Source organism: Paraclostridium benzoelyticum (assembly GCF_001006285.1).
Taxonomy (GTDB): Bacteria; Bacillota; Clostridia; order Peptostreptococcales; family Peptostreptococcaceae; genus Paraclostridium; species Paraclostridium benzoelyticum.
The window spans coordinates 12,206-35,476 of sequence record NZ_LBBT01000222.1; the positions used below are offsets into that span (position 1 = coordinate 12,206).

At 29.3% G+C, this 23,271-nt stretch carries 24 protein-coding genes and 1 other annotated feature; of the genes, 3 read left to right on the plus strand and 21 right to left on the minus strand.

The genetic code is table 11. The annotated features are described in order from the left end of the window. Nucleotides 1–30: 30 nt before the first annotated feature. Both nifJ and deoC read right to left on the minus strand, forming a co-directional pair. Nucleotides 31–3,570 (minus strand): pyruvate:ferredoxin (flavodoxin) oxidoreductase, encoded by a 3,540-nt coding sequence (gene nifJ, locus VN21_RS11030; RefSeq protein WP_046823325.1) that lies wholly within the window; start codon nt 3,568–3,570, stop codon nt 31–33. Between the two features lie 228 nt (nt 3,571–3,798). Continuing rightward, nucleotides 3,799–4,473, minus strand: a complete 675-nt coding sequence (gene deoC / locus VN21_RS11035; protein WP_046823326.1) for a deoxyribose-phosphate aldolase — start codon at nt 4,471–4,473, stop codon at nt 3,799–3,801. Between the two features lie 250 nt (nt 4,474–4,723). Between deoC and VN21_RS11040 the strand changes: the two genes are divergently transcribed. Further along, entirely contained in the window at nt 4,724–5,119 is a 396-nt protein-coding gene (locus VN21_RS11040) for a winged helix-turn-helix transcriptional regulator (RefSeq protein ID WP_084822091.1), read from the plus strand. 139 nt (nt 5,120–5,258) lie between these two features. Here VN21_RS11040 and pduL read toward each other — a convergent pair whose 3' ends face one another. From pduL to VN21_RS11075, 7 genes are all read right to left on the minus strand, one after another. After that, on the minus strand, nt 5,259–5,828 hold the full coding sequence (pduL, locus tag VN21_RS11045) for a phosphate propanoyltransferase (RefSeq protein ID WP_021430061.1): 570 nt from the start codon (nt 5,826–5,828) through the stop codon (nt 5,259–5,261). A gap of 83 nt (nt 5,829–5,911) precedes the next feature. Continuing rightward, nucleotides 5,912–7,174 carry a 3-phosphoshikimate 1-carboxyvinyltransferase gene (gene aroA, locus VN21_RS11050; RefSeq protein WP_046823327.1) on the minus strand — a complete coding sequence of 421 codons (1,263 nt, stop codon included), beginning with the start codon at nt 7,172–7,174 and terminating at the stop codon, nt 5,912–5,914. Next, nucleotides 7,167–8,195, minus strand: coding sequence for a 3-dehydroquinate synthase (gene aroB, locus VN21_RS11055; RefSeq protein ID WP_046823328.1), 1,029 nt, complete (start codon nt 8,193–8,195; stop codon nt 7,167–7,169). The genes aroA and aroB overlap by 8 nt, the downstream gene beginning before the upstream one ends. Beyond that, nucleotides 8,180–9,352, minus strand: a complete 1,173-nt coding sequence (gene aroC / locus VN21_RS11060) for a chorismate synthase (protein WP_046823329.1) — start codon at nt 9,350–9,352, stop codon at nt 8,180–8,182. The genes aroB and aroC overlap by 16 nt, the downstream gene beginning before the upstream one ends. A gap of 44 nt (nt 9,353–9,396) precedes the next feature. After that, entirely contained in the window at nt 9,397–9,987 is a 591-nt protein-coding gene (locus VN21_RS11065) for a flavodoxin family protein (protein ID WP_046823330.1), read from the minus strand. A gap of 10 nt (nt 9,988–9,997) precedes the next feature. Then, the gene (locus tag VN21_RS11070; RefSeq protein WP_046823331.1) at nt 9,998–11,767 is read right to left on the minus strand and encodes a SpoIIE family protein phosphatase; all 1,770 of its coding nucleotides are present in this window, start codon (nt 11,765–11,767) and stop codon (nt 9,998–10,000) included. A 32-nt stretch (nt 11,768–11,799) separates the two neighbouring features. Continuing rightward, nucleotides 11,800–12,288 carry a hypothetical protein gene (locus tag VN21_RS11075; RefSeq protein WP_046823332.1) on the minus strand — a complete coding sequence of 163 codons (489 nt, stop codon included), beginning with the start codon at nt 12,286–12,288 and terminating at the stop codon, nt 11,800–11,802. Between the two features lie 98 nt (nt 12,289–12,386). On the opposite strand from VN21_RS11075, the gene VN21_RS11080 reads away from it, so the two are divergent. Further along, complete coding sequence (locus VN21_RS11080) at nt 12,387–12,860, plus strand: hypothetical protein (RefSeq protein WP_046823333.1); 474 nt, start codon at nt 12,387–12,389, stop codon at nt 12,858–12,860. 29 nt (nt 12,861–12,889) lie between these two features. On the opposite strand, the gene VN21_RS18885 is transcribed toward VN21_RS11080, so the two are convergent. The 10 genes from VN21_RS18885 to hpt all read right to left on the minus strand — a co-directional run bounded on the left by VN21_RS18885 (nt 12,890) and on the right by hpt (nt 20,023). Beyond that, nucleotides 12,890–13,087, minus strand: a complete 198-nt coding sequence (locus tag VN21_RS18885) for a hypothetical protein (RefSeq protein ID WP_152650805.1) — start codon at nt 13,085–13,087, stop codon at nt 12,890–12,892. Between the two features lie 130 nt (nt 13,088–13,217). Further along, the gene (locus VN21_RS11085; RefSeq protein WP_046823334.1) at nt 13,218–13,433 is read right to left on the minus strand and encodes an alpha/beta-type small acid-soluble spore protein; all 216 of its coding nucleotides are present in this window, start codon (nt 13,431–13,433) and stop codon (nt 13,218–13,220) included. Nucleotides 13,434–13,628: 195 nt separating this feature from the next. After that, entirely contained in the window at nt 13,629–14,852 is a 1,224-nt protein-coding gene (locus VN21_RS11090; RefSeq protein WP_046823344.1) for a BaiN/RdsA family NAD(P)/FAD-dependent oxidoreductase, read from the minus strand. 5 nt (nt 14,853–14,857) lie between these two features. Next, the gene (locus tag VN21_RS11095; RefSeq protein WP_046823335.1) at nt 14,858–15,703 is read right to left on the minus strand and encodes a phosphatase PAP2 family protein; all 846 of its coding nucleotides are present in this window, start codon (nt 15,701–15,703) and stop codon (nt 14,858–14,860) included. Nucleotides 15,704–15,779: 76 nt separating this feature from the next. Continuing rightward, nucleotides 15,780–16,184 (minus strand): PTS sugar transporter subunit IIA, encoded by a 405-nt coding sequence (locus VN21_RS11100; RefSeq protein ID WP_046823336.1) that lies wholly within the window; start codon nt 16,182–16,184, stop codon nt 15,780–15,782. A 12-nt stretch (nt 16,185–16,196) separates the two neighbouring features. After that, on the minus strand, nt 16,197–17,036 hold the full coding sequence (locus VN21_RS11105; RefSeq protein WP_046823337.1) for a PTS system mannose/fructose/sorbose family transporter subunit IID: 840 nt from the start codon (nt 17,034–17,036) through the stop codon (nt 16,197–16,199). After that, on the minus strand, nt 17,026–17,793 hold the full coding sequence (locus tag VN21_RS11110) for a PTS mannose/fructose/sorbose/N-acetylgalactosamine transporter subunit IIC (protein ID WP_021429985.1): 768 nt from the start codon (nt 17,791–17,793) through the stop codon (nt 17,026–17,028). The genes VN21_RS11105 and VN21_RS11110 overlap by 11 nt, the downstream gene beginning before the upstream one ends. Before the next feature lie 15 nt (nt 17,794–17,808). Further along, complete coding sequence (gene agaB, locus VN21_RS11115) at nt 17,809–18,285, minus strand: PTS galactosamine transporter subunit IIB (protein ID WP_046823338.1); 477 nt, start codon at nt 18,283–18,285, stop codon at nt 17,809–17,811. A 175-nt stretch (nt 18,286–18,460) separates the two neighbouring features. Next, nucleotides 18,461–19,399 carry an ROK family protein gene (locus VN21_RS11120; RefSeq protein ID WP_046823339.1) on the minus strand — a complete coding sequence of 313 codons (939 nt, stop codon included), beginning with the start codon at nt 19,397–19,399 and terminating at the stop codon, nt 18,461–18,463. Nucleotides 19,400–19,501: 102 nt separating this feature from the next. Further along, on the minus strand, nt 19,502–20,023 hold the full coding sequence (hpt, locus tag VN21_RS11125; RefSeq protein ID WP_021429996.1) for a hypoxanthine phosphoribosyltransferase: 522 nt from the start codon (nt 20,021–20,023) through the stop codon (nt 19,502–19,504). Nucleotides 20,024–20,245: 222 nt separating this feature from the next. Here hpt and VN21_RS11130 point away from each other — a divergent pair, with 222 nt between their 5' ends. Beyond that, nucleotides 20,246–21,331 carry a pyridoxal phosphate-dependent aminotransferase gene (locus VN21_RS11130; protein ID WP_046823340.1) on the plus strand — a complete coding sequence of 362 codons (1,086 nt, stop codon included), beginning with the start codon at nt 20,246–20,248 and terminating at the stop codon, nt 21,329–21,331. A 4-nt stretch (nt 21,332–21,335) separates the two neighbouring features. On the opposite strand, the gene VN21_RS11135 is transcribed toward VN21_RS11130, so the two are convergent. Continuing rightward, a complete protein-coding gene (locus VN21_RS11135) occupies nt 21,336–21,722 on the minus strand; it encodes a YkvA family protein (protein ID WP_046823341.1) in 387 nt (128 codons plus the stop codon). Between the two features lie 71 nt (nt 21,723–21,793). Continuing rightward, a complete protein-coding gene (gene asnA, locus VN21_RS11140) occupies nt 21,794–22,798 on the minus strand; it encodes an aspartate--ammonia ligase (protein ID WP_046823342.1) in 1,005 nt (334 codons plus the stop codon). A 113-nt stretch (nt 22,799–22,911) separates the two neighbouring features. After that, nucleotides 22,912–23,171, minus strand: a binding site (T-box leader). Nucleotides 23,172–23,271 lie beyond the last annotated feature (100 nt).

Genomic DNA, 23,271 nt, shown 5'->3' on the forward strand with positions numbered 1-23,271 from the left:
GGATAAAATCCTCTCTATTTATATACTAGATTAGTTTTGTTCAGCTAATCTCTTGTAACCTTCGTATCTATCTTTTGCATTTTCTTCTGCCATTTCAAATAATTCATCAGCTACATCTGGGAATTGTTTAGCTATAGCAGAATATCTTACTTGTTTCATTAAGAAGTCTCTGAAGCTTTCAGTTGGCTCTTTAGAGTCTAATGTGAATGGATTCTTACCTTCAGCTTTTAAAGTTGGGTTGAATCTGTATAAATGCCAGTATCCACACTTAACAGCTTGCTCTATGTTAGCTTGAGCTCTTCCCATACCTTCTTTTAATCCATGAGATATACATGGTGAGTAAGCTATTATTAATGATGGTCCATCATATTTTTCAGCTTCTACTACAGCTTTTATTAATTGGTTCTTATCTGCACCCATACCAACTTGTGCTACATATACGTTTCCGTAAGACATAGCCATCATACCTAAATCTTTCTTTTTAGATCTCTTACCTGCTGCTGCGAATTTAGCCATTGCTGCAACTGGAGTTGACTTAGAAGCTTGACCTCCAGTATTAGAGTATATCTCTGTATCAAATACTAATACATTTACATTTTCACCAGAAGCAAGAACGTGATCTAATCCACCGTAACCGATGTCATAAGCCCATCCATCTCCTCCTAGTATCCATTGAGATCTCTTAGCTAAGTAATCTTTTCTAGATTCTATTTCAGCTACTAAAGCTTTTATTTCAGCATTTTCTATATTATGAGCATTTGCTAATACTGCAAGTACTTCTTCAGCTGCTTTAGCTGATGCTTCACTATCTTCTCTATTTTCTAACCAGTTAGTGAATGCTGTTCTTGCTTCATCACATATATCCATAGATATTAATTGTTCCATAGTCTCAACTAACTTAGCTCTCATTTGTTTAACACCTAAGAACATACCAAATCCGTACTCTGCATTATCCTCGAATAATGAGTTTGCCCAAGATGGACCTTTACCTTCATGGTTTACAGTGTATGGAGTTGATGGAGCTGATCCTCCCCATATAGAAGAACATCCAGTAGCATTAGCTATCATCATTCTATCTCCAAATAATTGAGTTACTAACTTAAGATATGGAGTTTCTCCACATCCAGCACAAGCTCCTGAGAACTCCATAAGTGGTTGTCTAAATTGACTTCCTTTAACTGTTGTTGGAGCCATTATATCTCCTTTTGGAGCTACTTTCTTAGTATCAACTGCAAATGCCCAGTTTTCAACTTCAACGTCTTGAGTATCAAGAGGTTTCATAACTAAAGCTTTCTCTTTAGCTGGACATACATCAGCACAGTTTCCACATCCAGTACAGTCCATTGGACTTACTTGCATTCTGTATTGTAATCCTTCAAATCCTTTACCTATAGCTTTCTTAGTATCGAATTTTTCTGGAGCATTTTTCATTTCTTCTTCATTAACTAATACTGGTCTTATACATGCATGAGGACAGATATAAGCACATTGGTTACATTGGATACAGTTATCAACTATCCACTCAGGAACGTTTACTGCTACCCCTCTCTTCTCATATGCAGCAAGTCCAGCTGGGAATGTACCATCTTCTATTCCATTGAATGTACTTACAGGTAAATTATCTCCTTCTTGTGCATTCATAGGTCTTACTATATCTTTTACGAAAGCTGGTTCGTTAACTTCTTCTTTAACATCATCTTTAGCATCTGCCCAGTTAGCTGGTATAGTAACTTTAACTAAAGCATTCATACCTGCATCAACAGCTTTGTAGTTCATGTTAACTATTTTTTCACCTTTTTTACCGTAAGCTTTCTTTATAGAATCTTTTAAGTACTCTATAGCATCAGCTTCTGGTATTATTTGAGCTAACTTGAAGAATGCAGATTGCATTATCATGTTTATTCTGTTTCCAAGTCCTATTTCTTGTCCTAATTTAGTACCGTTTACTGTATAGAATTGGATATCATTTTTAGCCATGTAATTTTTCATAGCTGCAGGTAAATGTTCGTTTAACTCATCTTCATTCCAGATAGTGTTAAGAACGAATATTCCACCTTTCTTTAATCCTTTTAATAAATCATATTGATATACATATGATTGATTATGACAAGCAATGTAATCAGCTTCATCTATTAAGTAAGTTGATCTTATAGGAGCATCTCCAAATCTTAAGTGAGACATTGTTATACCACCAGATTTTTTAGAGTCATATGCAAAGTAAGCTTGAGCATACTTTTCAGTGTTATCTCCTATTATTTTTATAGCTTGTTTGTTAGCTCCAACTGTACCATCAGATCCTAATCCCCAGAACTTACATCTTACAGTTCCTTTTTGAGCTATTTTTAATTCATCAGATAATTCTAAAGAAGTGTTAGTAACATCATCAACTATACCTAATGTAAATTGATCTTTAGGATTTTCTAATTTTAAGTTATCATAAACTGTTTTTATATGAGTAGGAACAGTATCTTTTGATCCTAATCCATATCTTCCGCCTATTATCATAGGAGCATTTTCTTTTCCATAATATACTGATTTAACATCTAAGTATAATGGCTCTCCAGTTGCTCCTGGCTCTTTAGTTCTATCTAATACACATATTCTTTCAACTGTTGATGGCATAGCATCTACAAAGTGTTGCATTGAGAATGGTCTGTATAAATGAACTTTAACTAAACCGTACTTTTCTCCTTGTGCATTTAATACATCTATTGTTTCTTCTATAGCTTCTGTTACAGATCCCATAGCTACTATTACATATTTAGCATCTTCTGCTCCATAGTAATCAAATAATCCATGTTTTCTTCCAGTTAACTCAGACATTTGGTTCATGTATTTGTCAACTATTCCAACTATATCATTGTAATATTTATTTGAAGCTTCTCTTGTTTGGAAGTATATATCAGGGTTTTGTGCTGTACCACGAGTTACAGGGTGATTTGGTGATAAAGCTCTGTTTCTGAACTCTTGAACAGCTTCCATATTTAATAATTTAGCATAATCTTCATTTTCTAATAATTCAACTTTTTGTATTTCGTGAGATGTTCTGAATCCATCAAAGAAATGTATAAATGGTAATCTACCTTCTATTGCAGCTAAATGTGCAACTGGTGCTATATCAGCAACCTCTTGAACTGATCCAGAAGCTAATAATACACATCCTGTTTGTCTAGCAGCCATAACGTCTTGGTGGTCACCGAATATTGATAAAGCTTGTGATGCTAAAGCACGAGCACTTACGTGGAATACTCCAGGTAATAACTCTCCAGCTACTTTATACATATTTGGTATCATAAGTAATAAACCTTGTGATGCAGTGAATGTTGATGTTAATGCTCCAGCTTGTAAAGAACCGTGGAATGCTCCTGCAGCTCCTGCTTCTGATTGCATTTCTACAACACTAACCTTTTGTCCAAATACGTTTTTTCTTCCTTGTGCAGCCCATTCGTCTACAACTTCTGCCATCGTAGATGATGGAGTTATTGGATATATTGCAGCTACATCTGTAAATGCATATGCAACGTGAGCAGCAGCAGTGTTACCATCTACTGTTTTCATAAATTTTGCCATAGTATGTATCCTCCTTGTATATTCCTCCCAAAATAGTCCTTTGTATTCTATATTGAGTAAATATTTTGAATAGTTTAAGATATTCTTAAGTAATAAATTCTACATTAACTTACAAATTCCTTCTATTCAATATATGTTTTTGTTTTTTGTATACTTTAAAAGTTCAATATTACATATATACCCTATTTTGTATACTTAAAACATTTTTCTGCATTTTTTTATTTTTTTTTAATATCCTTGCGTTTCAGAATCTTCACCTTTAGCAATTGCAATTGATGCGCTTGCTCCTATTCTAGAGCATCCAGCCTCAATTACAGCTTTTGCATCTTTTTGATTTCTTACTCCACCTGAAGCTTTTACTCCTATATTAGGTCCAACAACATCTCTCATAAGTTTTATATCTTCAGGAGTTGATCCTCCTGTTCCAAAACCAGTTGATGTTTTTACATAATCAGCTCCAGCTTTAACTGATAATTCACAAGCTATTTTCTTTTCTTCATCATTTAAATAGCATGTTTCTATTATTACTTTCACTAATGCTCTTTTATTAGAAGCATCTACAACAGCTTTTATATCATCTAGTACATAATCGTACTTTTTATCTTTTAATGCTGCTATGTTTATAACCATATCAACTTCATCTGCACCTTTTTTAATAGCATCGTCTGTTTCAAAAGCTTTTACTTCTGATGTATTTGCCCCTAGAGGGAATCCTATAACAGTACATACCTTTACATTAGATCCTTCTAATTCTTTTTTTGCAAGTTCTATATTTGCTGGGTTTATACATACTGAAAAGAAATTATATTCTTTAGCTTCCTTACATAATTGTTTTACATCATTTTCTGTGGCAAAAGCCTTTAAAATAGTATGATCAATCATTTTAGCTATATTTTTATCCATAAATATGTCTCCTTTTTATTTTTATAATGTTCTTTTATTATAGCAAATATATACATTTTTTTGTATATATTACTTACTTATTATAATTTACAGAGTATCATATTTTTATTAAAAATTTTAAGGTACCAACGAATAGATAGCTTGCGAAATTCATGATATAATAGTACCAATTAAGTTTTTTTATAACAAGTAGGTACTTTTTTGTTTTATAGTACCCAAAAGTATACTATTATAATTCAAGGTGGTTATTATGAAAATTCAACTCGAGGTACAAGATCATTCTAAATGTCATATGAATGAAAGATGTAATAAGTATGAAATGTGTCCTATAAACTTAGTTCATAAAATTATTTCGGGAAAATGGAAAATATTAATTCTTTGGTATTTAATGCCTAATCCTCTTAGATTTAGTGATTTAAGACGTAAACTTCCTGATGTAACTCAAAAAATGTTAACACAACAGTTGAGAAGTTTAGAGTCTCATAACCTAGTCTATAGAAAAGTATATCCTGTAGTTCCTCCGAAGGTAGAATATGGACTTACAGAATGTGGGGAGAAACTTATTCCGGTTTTAGAAAGCATGTATAGCTATGGAGTAGATTATCTTCAGGAAAATAGTTTGGATAGCTTAAAATTAGATAAGTAGTTTTTGTGTGAATAGAACCTTTATTGTATGTATAGGATTTGATTTAGTTTCTTATTTACATATATCTATAATTCAATCTTAAATAATTTCATATAAACAAAAAAAGTATGTGAAAAATCACATACTTTTTTTATATATATTACTCAGCTATTAACTCTACCATATCTCCGTTTCTAACAGCTGCTGCATTTCCTTCTTCAACGTCAACATGCATTTCTAAAGCAAAGTTAGCATTAGCTCTTACTAATACATTTTCGAAAACTATAGATCTAGGTCCGAAAGTTCTAACTTTTACTATTTGCTTGTCTTTTACTCCAAATTTAGCTGCGTCATCTAAGCTCATATGTATATGTCTTGATGCAACTATAACACCTTCTGTTAATTCTACTTCACCTGCTGGCCCAACTAATTTAACTCCTGGAGTTCCTTCTATATCTCCAGATTCCTTTATTGGAGCTTTAACTCCTAAAGTAAATCCGTCTGCTAAAGATATTTCAACTTGTGTGTTAGGTCTAGCTGGTCCTAAAACTCTAACTCCTTTTATAGTTCCTTTAGGTCCTACTAAATCAACTTTCTCTTCACAAGCATATTGCCCTGGTTGGCTTAATGGCTTGAATTCTACTAATTGATGACCTGCTCCAAATAATGTCTCTATATCTGCTTGACTTAAATGAACGTGTTTATTTGATAATGCTATTGGTAATTTCATTTATAAAGTCCTCCTAAGTTTTTTAAAATATTGCAATACAATTATACATAATATTCCTAATAAAATCAAATTTTATTCTAATTTTACTTTAATAAATTATTTATTAAATCGAAATATCCCGGAAAAGATATATCTATGCAAGCTGTGTTATCTAAATTCAATTTACCTTCTGAAATCAATGAAGCTACTGAAAATGCCATAGCTATCCTATGGTCATTAAAAGTTTTTATATTTGCTCCTTTTAATTTTGTTTTACCTTTTATTACCATGCCATCTTCTAGTTCTTCTATTTCTGCTCCCATGTTTTTTAAATTATCAACAACAGCTTTTATTCTATTACTTTCTTTTACTTTAAGTTCTTTCGCATCTTTTATTACTGTTGTTCCATTAGCTTGAGTTGCTAAAATTGCAATTATAGGTATTTCATCTATTAATCTAGGTATTAAATTTGAATCTATAGTTGTACCTATTAATTTGTCGCTATATCTTACGATTAAATCTCCTACAACTTCTCCGCTTTCAACTCTTTTATCTATAATTTCAAAATTTCCATTCATAGCTTCTAATACATCTATTATTCCTGTTCTAGTTTCATTTAATCCAACATTTTTTATAAGAACTTCTGAACCTTCAACTATACTAGCAGCTGCAATTATAAACGCCGCTGATGAAATATCTCCTGCTACATTTATATTTTCTACTGAAAAAAGCTCCCTTACAGGTTGTACACCTATTTTTAAGTCAGTAGATTTTATATCAGCTCCAAATGACTTTAACATTATCTCTGTATGATTTCTACTTTTTGATTTTTCAATTATAGTACTACTACTATCTGCATATAAAGATGCTAATATTATAGATGATTTTACTTGAGCAGATGCAACTGGCATTTTATACTCAATTCCATTTAAATTTCCACCATATATAGTTATAGGAGTAAAATTTGCATCATCATTTCCTTTTATATTACATCCCATTAATCTTAGCGGGTCAGTTACTCTTTTCATAGGCCTTTTACCTATAGATTCATCCCCTATTACAGTGGACTCAAATTCATTTCCAGCAAGTATCCCCATCATAAGCCTTATCGTCGTCCCTGAGTTTCCAACATTTAAAATTTCATTAGGCTTTTTTAGCCCTCTCAATCCAACTCCCTTTACGATAACTTCCTTATCATTTATATCTATATTTACACCCATTTTTCTAAAACAATCAATGGTACTTAAACAATCTTGTCCCATTAAAAAATTTTTTATTCTTGTAGTACCTTTCGCTATAGATGAAAACATTATAGCTCTATGAGATATGGATTTGTCTCCAATTAACTCTACAGTTCCTTTAAGCATTAGTGCACCTCTTTATTACTTCTAATATTTCACTTTCTTGTATATTATCAAAAACTTCCACTTTTCCTCTTCCAACTGGTATAACTAGATTTATACTTCCAAAACTGTTCTTCTTATCACTTTTCATCAAGTCTAGTATTTTTTCTGGATTATGGTATTTAATAGAAATAGGTATATTTAATAATTTAGATACGTATAAAAATTGTTGGTAGTATTCAGCGTCTATAAATCCTTTATCTAAAGCTAAATTAAATGCCATGTTTGTACCTATGTTAACCGCAAACCCATGGCTTAATCCACAAAGTCTTTCAATTCCATGCCCAAATGTATGGCCTAAATTTAAAATTTTTCTTAATCCATTTTCTTTTTCATCTTTATTTACTACTTCATATTTTATAGATGTACATTTATTTATAATATAAGACAATACATCTTGATTTTTCAATAATATACCTTCACTATTCTCAATTATGTAATTTAAAAATTCATAATCATATATAAATGAGTATTTTAAAGCTTCTGCCATCCCACTTAAAAATTCACTTTCATTTAAAGTTTTTAGTGCATTTACATTTATATATGTAAATTTAGGCTGATAAAATGCTCCTATTATATTTTTTATATTTCCTATATTTATACCTGTTTTTCCTCCAACAGATGAATCAACTTGAGCTAATAATGTTGTAGGGACTTGAATTAAATCAATTCCTCTCATATACGTAGCTGCAATAAATCCAGCTAAATCTCCTACAACTCCTCCACCTAATGCAATTATAGCTGATTTTCTAGTTATCCCAACAGTTATGCAAAATGCCATTATATTTTCATAAACAGCCAAAGTTTTAGATAGCTCTCCACTTTTAACTATAAACACTTCTATAAACTCATGATTCAATACCTTTACAAATTCATCAAACTGATATCTATTTACATTTTCATCAGTTATTATAAGTAACTTATCGTATCTACAGTTTAATTCAAATTCATTATAATCATATTCAATTTTTATAGATTTTTCCATCCTCTATCACCTAGCCTATTCATATACGAATTATAGTTATTCATTACATCTTCTATATTATCTTTTCCAAATTTATCTAGCATAAATTGTAAAATTACAAACGCAACTACATTTTCACATACAACACTGCATGCTGGAACTGCGCAAGTATCTGATCTTTCAACAGTAGCTTGGAAACTTTCTAATGTTTTCATATTTATAGAGTTTAGAGGTTTGTATAGTGTAGGTATTGGTTTCATTGCACACCTTACTACAATTTCATCACCTGTAGTCATTCCACCTTCTATTCCACCTAATCTATTGCTTTCTCTGTATATACCTTTTTCATCGTTATAAAAAATTTCATCCATAACATTTGATCCTCTATTGTTTGCAACATCAAATCCTATTCCTATTTCTACCCCTTTTATAGCTTGAATACTCATTACATTCATAGCTATGTGAGCATCTATTTTTTTATCATAATGGACATACGATCCTAATCCAGGAGGTACGTTTTTTACCCTTATCTCAATTATTCCGCCTAATGTATCCTTTTCAGATTTAGCTATATCAATTTCTGATATCATCAATTCTTCTATATCTTTGTCAATACATCTAACTTCACTTATATCCACATTATCTTTTATAAAATCAAAGTTATATATTTTATCAACCTTTGCGTTTCCAATTTGGACTACATGTGATGCAAATTCTATGTCAAATGTTTTTAGAACCTGTTTGCAAATTGCCCCTACTGCAACTCTACTAGCAGTTTCTCTAGCACTAGATCTCTCCAAAACATTTCTAGCATCATCAAAATTATACTTTAAAGATCCGATTAAATCTGCATGGCCTGGTCTTACTTGTTCAACTTTTCTAGTTTCTCTATCAATATCTTCAACTGGATTCATATATTTAATCCAATTTTCATAATCTTTATTTTTTATTTGTATAGCTATTGGTCCTCCAATAGTAGTTTTCCCCCTAACCCCGCTAAGTATATCAACAGTATCACTTTCAATTTTCATACGCCCGCCTCTTCCATATCCAGATTGGCGTTTTTTCATCTCTAGGTTTATTTCATCTATATTTAAACTAACATTGGCCGGAATTCCATCTATTATTGATGTCAAACATTTACCATGTGACTCTCCACTTGTTATATATCTAAGCATAAATTTCTCCTCTCGTTTGGTTTATACGTAAAAAAAGCTTGTATTTAACCAAGCTCTTTTATATCTTTCACATAATTTTCTATTTTTTTTTCTAAATGTACCTTTTCAATTTCATTCTCTATAAAAGCTAATTTATCGCTGCTATTTATATAATGATTATAAGATAGCTTAGTATTTATACTTTTAAAGAAAAAATCCATGACTATCTGTCCACCCTTAAATTGAGATGGATATGGATCACTACCTCCAACGGCAATATACATACCAACTCGTTTTTTATTTCTATCAATAGATGGTTTTTTTAGTATATATTTACTTGCATATATTGCTTGTGTTCTGTCAACCAAAGTTTTAACCTTTGCAGATATGCAGTCAAAGTGAACAGGACTAACTACTATAGCACCTTTAGCTTTGTCAAACATATCATACATAGGCGTCATATCATCCTTAAATTTACAAAACCCTGTTTTTTCACAAAATCCACAAGCTGTGCAATATTCTATATCCATATCATATATATCAAAAACTTTGTAGGTTATTTTATTTTCATCCAAACTTTCAATTATCGATTTTACTATATGTGAACAGTTTTTATTTTTTCTTGGACTTCCATTTATTATTAAAACCTCACTCATATTAATCTCCTTATCGCTCTTTAAGAGTAACAATTAATATATCATCTTCAAAATTACTTTTTCTTGAAAATTCCCATAACTTAGATTTCAATCTAGTTTCCATATCATCTTGATCTGAAAAACTAGTTTCTTCTAAAAATGTTTTTAGTCTGTCTACACCAAACTCTTCTTTGTTATGATTTTTTATTTCTAATACCCCGTCTGTGTATAAAGAAACAGTTTTATATTTAGATATATCAATTTCTTTATCTGAATATTCTACTTCTTCTAATATACCTATTGGTATACCCTTACTACATTTTAGAAGTGAAGCCTTATGATTTTTATCTACTCCAATTGGATAGTAATGTCCTGCATTTGATACAATCATTTTATTTTCATTACTTTTTATTACCCCTATTATACAAGTTGTAAAAACTCCCATTTTATCAAATTCATCAAATAGGAATTGATTTATGTTTTCCATTATTTCGCTAGGTGTATCATATTGTTTTGCTAATACTTTAAATGCACCCTTTATCATAGCAACCATATAGTTTGACACAATACCATGCCCCATTACATCAGCTAGTATAGTTACAACAGTTCCATCATCTTTCTTTATAACATGATAGAAATCTCCACCTACTACTTTTGCTGGCTTATGAAAATATCTCAATTCTCTATTGTTATCTAATACTTTATTTCCTTTGTTCATTATAAGTTTTTGTTGTTGATTTAAAACTTTAAGTTCATTTTCTAAAACTTGATGCTTTACCTCACTCTTACTATACTCGTAAAGCTGCATAGCAACAGCTACTTGCTTAGCAAGTATACTAAGTATATTTAAATCATCTTTAGTATAATTTTTTGCATTAGTACAAGCTATATATCCTACTATATCATTTTTATTTATTAATTTATGATATATATAGGTCTGAATTCCTTGTAAGTCCACATCACCATGTATTTCATTGGAGTACGAACCTACAGTTTTGCTGTCAATCAGTTTGTCTAAAGTATAATAAACATCTGGTTTAATTTTATCTAAAGTATAAAAGCTTGATAGCTCTTTTTTCTTTCCACTTATATTAGCTCCATGTATTACTATAACAGCTTCTCTACTTTTTGTTATATTACAAGCTTGCTTACTTAAATGGTCTAAGAAACTTTTTATGTCTTTGTTCAAATATAATTTTTTTGTTGCATCATTTATAGAAGATATCGCTCCTCTTAATTTGTGTATAAGATTTTGTATATCATTATTTTTACTTGTTATCTCTATAGATAAACTTATTAAAGATGCTACTGACGAAATAAAGTCCATATCATCATCTGTAATTTTATCATCTTCAGTTAAAAAACATGTCATAAATCCAGTCACTTTATCATGAACTATAAGTGGAAATACAATTCTCCCTATATATCCTTCATTTGTAGCTAAATCCCTCTCATCAAGGGCTCTTTCATCTAAAAATACATTTTTGACATAAACTACTTTTTGCTCTCGTACAGCCTCGTGAATATACTTAGGATACTGATTAAAATCTATTTTAACTCCTATTGGCTTCTCTATAGGAAACACCTTAGATATATAGTTTAGAGTTTGTGAACACACTAAATAAGCATGTTCATAATTATTTTTATAAAATAAATTTACACATGCTTTTGCTGGATGAACTACATCTAACATTTTTTCAACTATTTTATCTTTTATTTCAAAGAAATTATCTGACTCCGTTACTAAGGTTGATATTTCTACTACACGCTTAAGTCTGTCATTTTCATTGTAGTAATTCATATAGGTGTTTTCTCTCCCCTCTTTATAAAAGTCTATTTATTAATATTACTATATATATCTTTTATAGTAAACATAAAAACTATTATAAAACACCCTATGATTATGTAGTTAAAGTTCGAAAATATACCTATAAACAATAAACATACTAATGCATTTATCTTTTGCTTAATTTTATCTGTAACTACACTTTGACTACTACATTCTAAATTTATTTTTATATTTTCCATTCCATCTTTAACTTGATCTGTTATTTGATTTGCAATATGAAGTTTACTAATTCCATATAAAATTAGTATCAATATACTGCCTACTCCAAATAATATATTAATACTTAATGATATTACTATTATAGTTAACCCTATTATTAATTTGAATGCTACTAAAAAAAAGCTGTCTACCTTCATAGCTATATTACTTATATCTTTAAATTCATCTCTAATATTATATTCTTTACTTGGCATACTTTTCATTTTTGATTTAACTATTTCAGAATAAAAAAGCTTAATAATACCATTTATCATAAATTCATCCTCCTTTATATATATTTGTAATATTTACAATTATATTATTTCCTATACTTGTTAATACTGTTAATATAACGTAATTAAGGAGTGATTTAATGCTTATTGAAGATTTAGACTTGGAAACCAGAAGTAAAATATATAGTTTTACTAAAAAAATTTTAAGAAAATATCAAAAAGGTATAACTACAGGAAAATTAACTGCTGCTAAATTTGCTGAAAATATACTATCTAACGAAGAAATAACAGATGTTATAAATTCTAATTTACTTGATGACGAGGATTTTAAAATTTCCTATACAAGTTATATTCAAACACTTATTAAGGATCAAAATGAAACTATTAGTAATTCAAAAAAGAAAAAGGTTAAAAAAACAGTGTTAAAACCATCAATTACTCAACAACTTCAATTAAAAAAACTTTTACACGAAACTGGTTTTGAACTTAATATACCTCAACAATATTTAAATGAAAATGACGTTAGTAATATTTCAAAATACATTTCCACTGGGCAAATAGATTTAGGTAATGAAAAAATTTATAATTATGTTAATAAAATACAAAAGCACTAAGGTTTGTAATTCCCTTAGTGCTTTTATATTTATCCTAAAGCTTTTTCTAACTTAGCAAGATGTTGAATTGGATAATACTTAAGTAATTCTCTGAATTGTTCAACCGAAAGACCTTCAGTTGTAGTATATATTTTTATTTTTTCATCTAAATCTCCATTTATAAATTTAGTTTTTACTTCTTCAAAGTTTATTGCCATAACAACTACTCCTCCTTTTATGTATTTCATTTATATTTTGTCCATCTCTTCTATTTTTACTCTTAAATTGAAATAAATAAATCTCATAGATTATAATCTTTTTAATAAATATAATTTTTAAAACATAAAAAAAGGAAGGTTTTATCCTTCCTTTCTTTAACTATCTTTGTTGTCCACTCATTTGTTGTTCTGCCATTTCAACTAATTTTTTAGTCATGTATCCACCAACATATCCATTTTGTCTTGCTGTCATATTTCCTTTGTCAGCAGTGTCATAATTAGATATACCTAATTCATTTGCTATTTCTAATTTCATTTGTTTTAAAGCTGCTTTAGCTTCTGGTACTGCTTTAGTGTTATTATTGTTTGTTGTCATGTTGATTACCTCTCTTTATATTAGTTTATTTGTAGTATTTATGGAGTTTTATTTAAGTGGCAAATTTACCATGAACAACTCTTTACTCCATTTACTTTGTTCGTTGTTCATGTTCTTATTATGCCAATCTTAGTTTTTTATATACTAAAAATTTATATTTTTTTTATTTTTTTACTACAAATATTAAAAGAGATATTAACAACTTATACCTGCTAAATATCCTGTTGAAAATGCAATTTGTAAATTAAAACCACCTGTATATCCATCTACATCTATTACTTCTCCTGCAAAAAATAAACCACTAACTATCTTTGACTCCATAGTTGATGAATTTATTTCATTTGTCTTAACTCCACCAGATGTTACTATAGCTTCATCTATAGGTCTATACCTTTTTATATTAAATTCCATGTTTTTTAATAAATTGACTAAATATTTTCTTTGCTCTTTTGAAATTTGATGAACTACTAAGTCTCTATTTATATTACTTTGTTTAATAACATAAGGTATTAGTTTTTTAGGTAGTAAATCATCTAAACTATTTTCAAATTTTTTATTAGTATATTTTTTAAAATCCTTTTGAATTCTCTTATCCAAAGTTTCTTCACTTAAAGCTGGTTTTAAATCTAAATAAATCTTATATGTTTCATTTTCAAAAGATTTCATTCTGCAACTTGCTGATTTTATTATAGGCCCATCTATTCCAAATTCATTAAATTCCATTTCTCCAAAATCTTCAAAGATATTTTTCCCTTTCTTATCCATTACTTTTATAGAAACATTTCTAAGAGATAGCTTATTTAACTCATAAACATCTTCCATAGTTTCAAGTCCAATTAAAGATGGTATAGGTTTCACTATAGTATGTCCTAAATTTTTTGCAAATTTATATCCATCACCTGTTGAACCTGTTCTTGGATAACTCATTCCTCCAGTTGAAACTATTACACAATCACAGTTTATAATCTTTTTATCTTTTAGAACAACACCTTTGACGTTTCCATCTTTTACTTCTATCTTATCAACTGATGCATTCATAACAATTTTTACATTATTTTGTTTTAATTGTTTTTCTAGTGCAACAACAACATCCTTAGCTTTATCACTCTCTGGAAAAACTCTTTTTCCTCTTTCAGTCTTAGTTTTTACTCCAAGAGAATTAAACATATCTATGACTTGATCATTTGTAAATGTATAAAATGAACTATATAAAAATTTTCCATTAGTAGGTATATTTTCAATAAGCTCTTCAATATCACAATCATTAGTTATATTGCATCTTCCTTTTCCTGTTATAAGCAATTTTTTGCCTAGTCTATCATTTTTCTCTAGTAAAGTAACATCATTACCCATACTAGCTGCAGTTGAAGCTGCTATCATCCCTGCTGCTCCTCCACCTATTACAACTACTTTTTTCAAATTTATCATTCCTTCCAAATTTTATCGAATAAATATGGCGCTCCTGCCATTGCATATACCATCAATATAAAATATCTTAAATAACTACCTACATAGTTTTGAGGCATAATTAATTTTAAAATAGCATATACAGCTCCTAGACTTAGTAATCCAAATATATACCTAAATATTTTAGATTTTAAGCTAACATCCACTTTAAAATTTATACATTGTCTTTCTATTATATAGCCAACAATAAATCCACTTAATAGTCCTGACATTTTTATGTACTCTATGCTATTTACAATAAATATACCTAATATCATAGGGATTACTATTATCATAAAATAACTATACTTTTGACTTTCTTCAATTTTTATTATTATACAATTGCATATAATAGTGAAAAATATTCCGAAAAACCATCCAAATAATACGTCAACAGGCCAATGGACACCTAAATATAATCTTGATAACCCTATACATATAAACATTATTGTACCAAATAAATACATATACTTATTTTTTAATATATTCATTATACTAACCCAAAAAGTAGTTCCTATTTGAGTATGACCACTTGGAAATGAATACCCTGTTGCAGTTGATGTTCTCATAGATTTAATTCCTTCAACACCTATTGGTCTTGGAGATTTAAAATACTCTTTTACTCCAGTATTTAATGCTATATTTCCTGTTAATGCAAAAAGTAATCTTGCTCCATACTTTTTATTTATACACCAGTATAGAATTGAAGCTAATACTAAAATAACAGGTATCTCTGTGCTCATAGTTATTATTAAAAATATCGTATCTAATATTGGATTATTAAAAGATTGTACATACTTTAATATTTCAACTTCCATATTCATTTTTAATATCACCCTCCTTTTAAAAATAAATATAATTATTATTATATAGAAAAAGAGTAGCCTAAGCTACTCTTTATTATATCCCGTCTTCACAAAACTCAATTATTTTCTTTTTGGGTTTTATACTATTTATTCCTGTTTCTTTTATTGCCTCAATGTCTATTTCGCAACCTAATGACTCCATCATAGTAGATTCAACTACCATAGGCAAATTAGTTCCGCAAAACACTTCTATGTTTTTATTTTCTAATTTTAACTCACTACTAACCTTAAATGGAGTTCCTCCTGCTAAATCTGTAAATATATATGTTTTACTTTCTATATTTTCATTAACTAATAACTGTATTTCTTCTTTTAAATCTCTTGGAGTCTTTTCTTCAGTAAAATCAACTACTTTCAGAAATTTATATTCTCCTACTATTAAATTCAAACTACTTTTTATTCCTGATGCAAACTTCCCATGCCCTGTTATTATAATCAATTCAACTTCCCCCTAAAATAAACCTATATATGCACCTAATATACCTATTGCCACCATTATTAATATATTTACAAGTGGGCTTACATTTTTCTTAACCAATCCGTACATTCCAAAAGTCAGTCCAAGCGGTAATATTTTAGGCATTATTCCATCTAGTATTTCTTGTACCTTTAAAGTAGTTTCTCCTATCGGAATTTCTGTTACTATATTTATATTTACATAAGAAGCTATAAGTGCACCTACAACGATCATACCTAATATTGTTGCAGCTCTTGTAAACTCTTTTGCATTTTTAGTTAGTCTTGCTATACCATCAACTCCAGCTTTATACGACCAATGCATTAGCCAAAATCTTAACCCTAAATGAACAATATTAAACATTAATAAGAAAACTATAGGTCCAGCTATACTTCCTTGAAGTGCTAAGTTTGCTCCAACTCCTGCCGCAATTGGAAGTAATGTAAACCAGAATATCGCATCTCCTATTCCACCTAAAGGCCCCATAGCTGCAACTCTTAAAGATCGTATAGTTTGCACATCTGATTTTTTTTGTTCTAAAGATAATATAATTCCCATAACAAAAGTTATTAAAAATGGATGACAATTAAAAAATTCTAAATTGTGTTTCATAGAAGTTGCTAAGTCATCTTTGTTTTTGTGTATCTTTTTAAGCCCTGGTAGTATAGAGTATAACCATCCTCCAGCTTGCATCCTTTCATAGTTAAATGATGCCTGTAAAAACATAGATCTAAAAGCCATTTTATTTAAAGTCTTCTTATCTAATGTTTCACCTTCACTTCTGTCTATATACTCAGTATGAATTATTGATTTTTTTTCTATACTAGATGCCATCACTCATACCTCCTCCGACATTTTTAGTTTTTATACTAATATTAAAGTCGTATATAGCAACTACTAACCCTACTATAGCTAATGCTAAAAGCGGTAAATTTAAATATGCAACTAATACAAACCCTAACATCATAAATATAGCGTAATCTTTGCTTAACATAACTTTAAGTAGCATTGCAAATCCTAGTGCAGGCATCATTTTTCCTGCTGCAGTTAATCCAGTCCAAACTTGTTCTGGTAAAACTCTAGTCAGTGTGTCTCCTATTGCTTGCCCTGCTAATAATCCAGCTAAAACAATTAATGCAAATGATATTCCTAATATTGCCATAGCCATATAGTTTACTTTATCTATTCCCTTTGGATTAGCTTCATTAGCTGCTTTATCGCATAATCCCATTAACGGAGACATTACTGTAAATAGAGCTGTTACTGCATATTGACCTAATAATGCAAATGGTATTGCAAGTGGTAATGCTGCACTAGTGTCTAGTCCTGATGTGATTGCAAATACAGTAGCCATAATTCCACCTATAACTGCATTTGGAGGTTGTGCTCCTCCAACTGGCATAGCTCCTATCATCATAAGTTCATATGATCCACCAACTATAAGTCCTGTGTTTAAATCTCCCATTATAGCCCCAACTATCGGACCCATAACTATAGGTCTATATAAAGACTCTAAAAAGTTAAATTGGTCAATGGCAGCTATAAAAGTTACAATTAGTATAAGAACAATCTGCATAAAACCTAATTCCATGACTTTACCCCTTTCTTATTTGAATAATTCATCTATACTTTCAGCAGATTCACTAGGAACTCTTCTGATTTCTAGCTCTACACCTAATGCTTTAAGTTTTTTAAATGCGTCTACATCATTATCATCTATACAAACTGCTTTAGAAACTTGTCTTTTACCTTGAGCCATATGCATATTCCCTATATTTACTTTTTTTATAGGAACACCTCCCTCAACAAGTTTTAAAACATCTTGTGGAGTTTCACAAATTATAGCGATATGCTGAGATTCACTAGCTCTATTTATTATATTTATTGTTTTTTCTATAGAAAAATATCTTGTTTGAGCAAAGCTTGGAGCTGCCATATCCATTAATCCCTGTCTAAATTCATTTTTTGATACTTCATCATTTGCTACTAATAATAAATTAGCTCCAACACTAGAAGACCACATAGTAGCTACTTGCCCGTGAATAAGTCTATTATCAATTCTTGTTAAAACTATATTTGGCATAATATCATCCCCCTTAGATTTTTTTATGTAATTGTTTAAATACTTGTGTTTATACTTAATTTTACGTAGGTAACTTGTACTTTATTATAATTTTTTGTGTAATTTAAATATATTTGAGCAAAAAAAAGAGAAGTACTAAACTTCTCAAAATCATTAATATATTTATTATAAAATTTTAGCTTAAAAATGCTGCCCCAACTATACCTGCATCTGCACCTAACGTTGCTATTACAATATCTGCGAAGTCTTCATTTTTATAAATTATATACTTTCTAACTAATTCATCTAATCCATCTAATATTATATCTCCAGCTCTTGATACTCCTCCACCTAAAGATATAACTTCTGGATCTAATGTATTTATCATACCTGCAATAGCTTTCGCTAAATACTCTTTGAATCTGTTTATAGTTTCAATAGCAACTTTATCGTTTAATCTATATGCATCAAATACATTTTTAGCATTTATGTTCTCTATATTGTTATTAGCTAATTCTAGTATTTTACTATCATTGCCTTCTTCTATTAATTTTTTAGCATACTTTATAATAGCTGTAGCTGAACAAAAAGTTTCTAAGCATCCATTGTTTCCACAGTTACAATCAAAATAATTAGTGTCTACTATAACGTGACCAATTTCAGACCCCATATTATGTGCTCCATTGAAAACTTTCCCATTTATTATTATTCCTCCACCTACTCCAGTTCCCAGAGTATACATAACTCCTACATCGCAACCTTTCATACTTCCAGCTTTAGCTTCTGCCAAAGCTGCAACTGTAGCATCATTTTCAGCATATACATTTGTTTCTGGAAACTTAGATTTTAAAGTGTTTATGAAGTCTTCTTCCTTCCAACCTAAGTTAACACATGTCACTTGCCCCTTTTTATTTATAAAGCTAGGAACCCCAAATCCAATTGACTTAATCTCTGAAATTTGAACACCGTTTTCCTCTAACATGTTTCTTACGAGTTTATTAATATCTTCCATTATTTTTTCAAATCCACTTAAAACATCCGTTGGACATTCTTTTCTAAAAAGAATTTGCCCGTTTTCATCTACTACACCAGCTTGTACTCCTGTACCACCTATGTCTACACCTATATAGTACATATTCATATCCCCCTTATTTTATAATTAAGTTCTATTTATAATTTTATTATACAATCAATCTTAATTATTTAAAATATATTTTAAAAAAATAATAGTAGAAGATTACTCTCCTACTATTCCTATATATGGTAAGTTTCTATATTTTTCTGCATAGTCAATTCCATATCCAACTATGAACTTGTCTTCTATAACAAATCCCACATAGTCAACATGCATATCAACTTTTCTTCTTTGTGGCTTGTCTAATAACGTACATAATTTTAAAGATTTTGGATTTCTAGTTTTTAATGCTGCCACTAAATTGCTTAATGTTAATCCGCTATCTATTATATCTTCAACTATTAAAACATTTTTACCCTCTATATCTACATCTAAGTCTTTTAATATTTTAACTGTTCCTGAAGATTCTGTTGAGCTTCCATAGCTTGATACACTCATAAAATCTATATTAACATCTAAGTTTATATTTCTTATTAAATCAGCAACAAATACACTCGCACCTTTAAGTATACCTACTACTAATAATTCTTGTCCTTTAAAATCTTCCTCTATTCTTTTTCCTAGCTCTTTAACTTTTGTTAATATCTCTTCTTCACTTATCATTACACCTGTAACCTTGTACATAATTGTACCTCCAATTTACCGTATATTAATATATATCATTATAACATATACTTTAAATAGTTTGTGAATATTTTTTTATTTTATTTAATAATAATTCGTGTTTATTTCTTATCCTTATTATTCCCTTCATATATTTTTATTTTTTACGTATTAGTTATATATTATATGCAAATTATTATATATAATTATTATTGTAATCAATATTTTAGGAGGACTATTAAAATGAGTACAAATCATGGTGCTAACTTATACGACCTATCAAATAAATTAGGTTTAAATAAAAATGAATTAAAAGATTTTAGTTCAAATATAAATCCATTAGGCTCTTCTAGTTTAGGTAAAAAAGCTATTATAGATAATATAGATATGGTATCTATATATCCTGACCCAAACTACTATAACCTAAAGAATTCAATATCAGAATATTGTAATTGTAATATAAAAAATATAGTATTAGGAAGTGGTGCAACTGAACTTATTTCGTCATTTATAGAAATAGTTAATCCAAAAAAATCAGTTTTATTATCTCCATCTTATTCTGAATATGAGAAAGAGTTAAAAAAGGTAAAGTGTGATATATATAAATTCTTTTCAAAAAAAGAAAAGAAGTTCAAAGTAGATGTAGATGAGTTTATAGATTACATAAACATAAATAAGTGTGATTTAGTTGTTATTTGCAACCCAAACAATCCAACTGGATTTGCATTTAGTAAAAATGAAATAAAAAAAATATTAGAAAATACAAGTGCCTTTTTAATGGTTGATGAAACATACATTGAGTTTACAGATACACAAACTTATTCTTCTACACATTTGGTAGATAATTTTAGCAAGTTATTTGTAATAAGAGGTACCTCTAAATTTTTCGGTACTCCTGGCATAAGACTTGGATACGGGCTTACATGTAATCCTCAAATACAAGATTCAATTATAAATCATATAGACCTTTGGAACATAAATACATTAGCATCTATAATGGGTGAAGTTATGTTTACTGATTCAGACTTTATAGATACTTCTAGTTCTGTGTTGAAATGCGAACGAGAATTTTTATTGAGAGAACTTTCTTCGATTGAAGACTTGGAAGTGTATCATAGTGATGGTAACTTTATACTTAGCCAAATTAAAACAAAAAAAATAACAGCATCAAAGTTAAGAGAAATTCTAATTGAAAAGAAATTCATAATAAGAGATTGTAATTCTTTTGAAGGTTTAGATGAATACTTCTTTAGAATTTGTACTTTAAATCATGATGATAATGTTTTATTGATAGAGTCTTTAAAAGATATACTTAAAAATGAAGAGTAGGAATCTACTCTTCATCTTTTATTGAAAAATCTACTCCCTCAATTATATTTGGGTCATAGTTTTCTTTTTTTAATTTTTTATATTTTTCTATTTCTTCACTAATTATACCTAAACTCCATAACAGTACAAATAAATCATCTACAAAACCAAATACTCCAGTTATCATCTCTGGAATAAAGTCTATTCCCGATACAAGATATGTTATAGCTATAAAAATTGCAGATGTAACTTTAGTTTTACTTATTATATTAACCTCTTTATCTGTAAAAAAGTCAGGTAATTTAAATAGGTTAATTATAAACATAATTCCAAACTTAGCGTCTTTAAATCTTACTAAAATTTTTTTTAATATATCTAAAAGTATATCTATAATTCTCATTAATACTTTCATAATTATCACCCCTAAAGTTATAACTTAAAACTATTATAACTCATAGAGCATTTTTCTTAAACATACAATTTTTACAATAAGTTGATACCAGATTTCTCACATTTTTTTATCATATCTTTCGGCCATATACCTACTTGAACTTCACCTATATGGGCTTTATTTAGAAAGTACATACAGATTCTAGATTGACCAATTCCTCCACCTATAGTGTATGGTAATTCTCCTTTTAAAAGAGATTTATGATAATCTAATTCTTTTCTATCTTCACATTTAGCTAACTTTAATTGTTTTTCTAAACTTTTTTCGTCTACTCTTATCCCCATAGATGAAAGTTCTATAGCGTTATCTAAAACTGGGTTGTAAAATAATATATCTCCATTTAATTCCCAATCGTCATAATCTGGACTTCTTCCATCATGTTTGTCTCCTGTAGATAATACTTTCCCTATTTGCATTAAAAACACAGCGCCTTTTTCTTTTACAATTTTATCTTCTCTTTCTTTTGGTGTTAAACTCGGATACATATCTAACAGTTCTTGAGATGTTATAAAAGTAATTTCTTCAGGTAAAGTTTTTTGTATTTCTGGATATATACTACTTACATGTTCTTCAGTTTCTTTAAAAACTGAGTAAATATTTTTCACAATACCTTTTAAAGTATCTATGGTTCTTTCTTTTTTATCTATTATTAATTCCCAATCCCATTGGTCAACATATATTGAATGAATGTTATCTAGTTCTTCATCTTTTCTAATAGCATTCATATCTGTATATAATCCTCTTCCTATTGAAAATCCATATTTTTTTAAAGCCATTCTCTTCCATTTAGCTAAAGAGTGAACTATTTCTGCATTTTTCTTTATGTCCGGAACTTCAAAGCTTACAGCCTTTTCAGTTCCATTTAAGTTGTCATTTGTTCCTGTCTCGGGTAGAACAAATAATGGTGAGGATACTCTTGTAAGTTTTAATGTTTCTCCTAGTCTACTTTCAAAAAAATCTTTTAAGTCTTTTATAGCTTGTTGTGTCTGAATTACTTCTAATTTTGATGTATATCCTTTTGGTATTATTAAACTCATATTAATACTCTCCTTTTATTTTTTATTTTTGAGAGTATGACGTCATACATTTTAACTTATAGTGTGGCCATCACTATTTATTGCATAAAAAAAACTCTCATCTCTATATAAAATATAGGGACGAAAGTTTATATCTCCGCGGTACCACCCTGATTAACCTGAATATATTATCAAGTTCTCTCAAATAACGCAGCAAGATAAATCTTAGTGCGTTCCAACTTGATAACGGTTTGGTTCCGTCTAAGCCTACTCTTTAAAATTTCGGTTAGCAACTCCAGGATGTTCTTCAATATAGGCTTCGTATTGGACTCACACCATAACCAACTCGCTCTTGACTACTTCCTATATATACTCTTCCTTTCAACGTCTTTTTAAAAGATTTGAAATTGTTTAAAGTAATTTTATTTCAATATATGATTTATGTCAACTAAAATTTCTTATCAAATCATTTTTTGTAATTTAATTAAATATAT

Excerpts from the sequence above, each read along its gene's own strand:
- asnA (WP_046823342.1), bottom strand. The coding sequence starts at position 22,798 with ATGAGTTTAATAATACCAAAAGGATATACATCAAAATTAGAAGTAATT.
- VN21_RS11065 (WP_046823330.1), bottom strand. The coding sequence starts at position 9,987 with ATGAGTGAGGTTTTAATAATAAATGGAAGTCCAAGAAAAAATAAAAAC.
- VN21_RS11085 (WP_046823334.1), bottom strand. The coding sequence starts at position 13,433 with ATGACAACAAACAATAATAACACTAAAGCAGTACCAGAAGCTAAAGCA.
- VN21_RS11105 (WP_046823337.1), bottom strand. The coding sequence starts at position 17,036 with ATGGCATCTAGTATAGAAAAAAAATCAATAATTCATACTGAGTATATA.
- hpt (WP_021429996.1), bottom strand. The coding sequence starts at position 20,023 with ATGTACAAGGTTACAGGTGTAATGATAAGTGAAGAAGAGATATTAACA.
- VN21_RS11070 (WP_046823331.1), bottom strand. The coding sequence starts at position 11,767 with ATGAATTACTACAATGAAAATGACAGACTTAAGCGTGTAGTAGAAATA.
- agaB (WP_046823338.1), bottom strand. The coding sequence starts at position 18,285 with ATGCCAAATATAGTTTTAACAAGAATTGATAATAGACTTATTCACGGG.
- aroC (WP_046823329.1), bottom strand. The coding sequence starts at position 9,352 with ATGCTTAGATATATAACAAGTGGAGAGTCACATGGTAAATGTTTGACA.
- aroA (WP_046823327.1), bottom strand. The coding sequence starts at position 7,174 with ATGCTTAAAGGAACTGTAGAGTTAATTGGAGACAAATCCATATCTCAT.
- VN21_RS11120 (WP_046823339.1), bottom strand. The coding sequence starts at position 19,399 with ATGTACTATATAGGTGTAGACATAGGTGGTACAGGAGTACAAGCTGGT.
- deoC (WP_046823326.1), bottom strand. The coding sequence starts at position 4,473 with ATGGATAAAAATATAGCTAAAATGATTGATCATACTATTTTAAAGGCT.
- VN21_RS11040 (WP_084822091.1), top strand. The coding sequence starts at position 4,724 with ATGAAAATTCAACTCGAGGTACAAGATCATTCTAAATGTCATATGAAT.
- VN21_RS11075 (WP_046823332.1), bottom strand. The coding sequence starts at position 12,288 with ATGATAAATGGTATTATTAAGCTTTTTTATTCTGAAATAGTTAAATCA.
- VN21_RS11080 (WP_046823333.1), top strand. The coding sequence starts at position 12,387 with ATGCTTATTGAAGATTTAGACTTGGAAACCAGAAGTAAAATATATAGT.
- VN21_RS11110 (WP_021429985.1), bottom strand. The coding sequence starts at position 17,793 with ATGGAATTAGGTTTTATGCAGATTGTTCTTATACTAATTGTAACTTTT.
- VN21_RS11135 (WP_046823341.1), bottom strand. The coding sequence starts at position 21,722 with ATGAAAGTATTAATGAGAATTATAGATATACTTTTAGATATATTAAAA.
- nifJ (WP_046823325.1), bottom strand. The coding sequence starts at position 3,570 with ATGGCAAAATTTATGAAAACAGTAGATGGTAACACTGCTGCTGCTCAC.
- VN21_RS11095 (WP_046823335.1), bottom strand. The coding sequence starts at position 15,703 with ATGAATATGGAAGTTGAAATATTAAAGTATGTACAATCTTTTAATAAT.
- VN21_RS18885 (WP_152650805.1), bottom strand. The coding sequence starts at position 13,087 with ATGAAATACATAAAAGGAGGAGTAGTTGTTATGGCAATAAACTTTGAA.
- VN21_RS11130 (WP_046823340.1), top strand. The coding sequence starts at position 20,246 with ATGAGTACAAATCATGGTGCTAACTTATACGACCTATCAAATAAATTA.
- pduL (WP_021430061.1), bottom strand. The coding sequence starts at position 5,828 with ATGAAATTACCAATAGCATTATCAAATAAACACGTTCATTTAAGTCAA.
- aroB (WP_046823328.1), bottom strand. The coding sequence starts at position 8,195 with ATGGAAAAATCTATAAAAATTGAATATGATTATAATGAATTTGAATTA.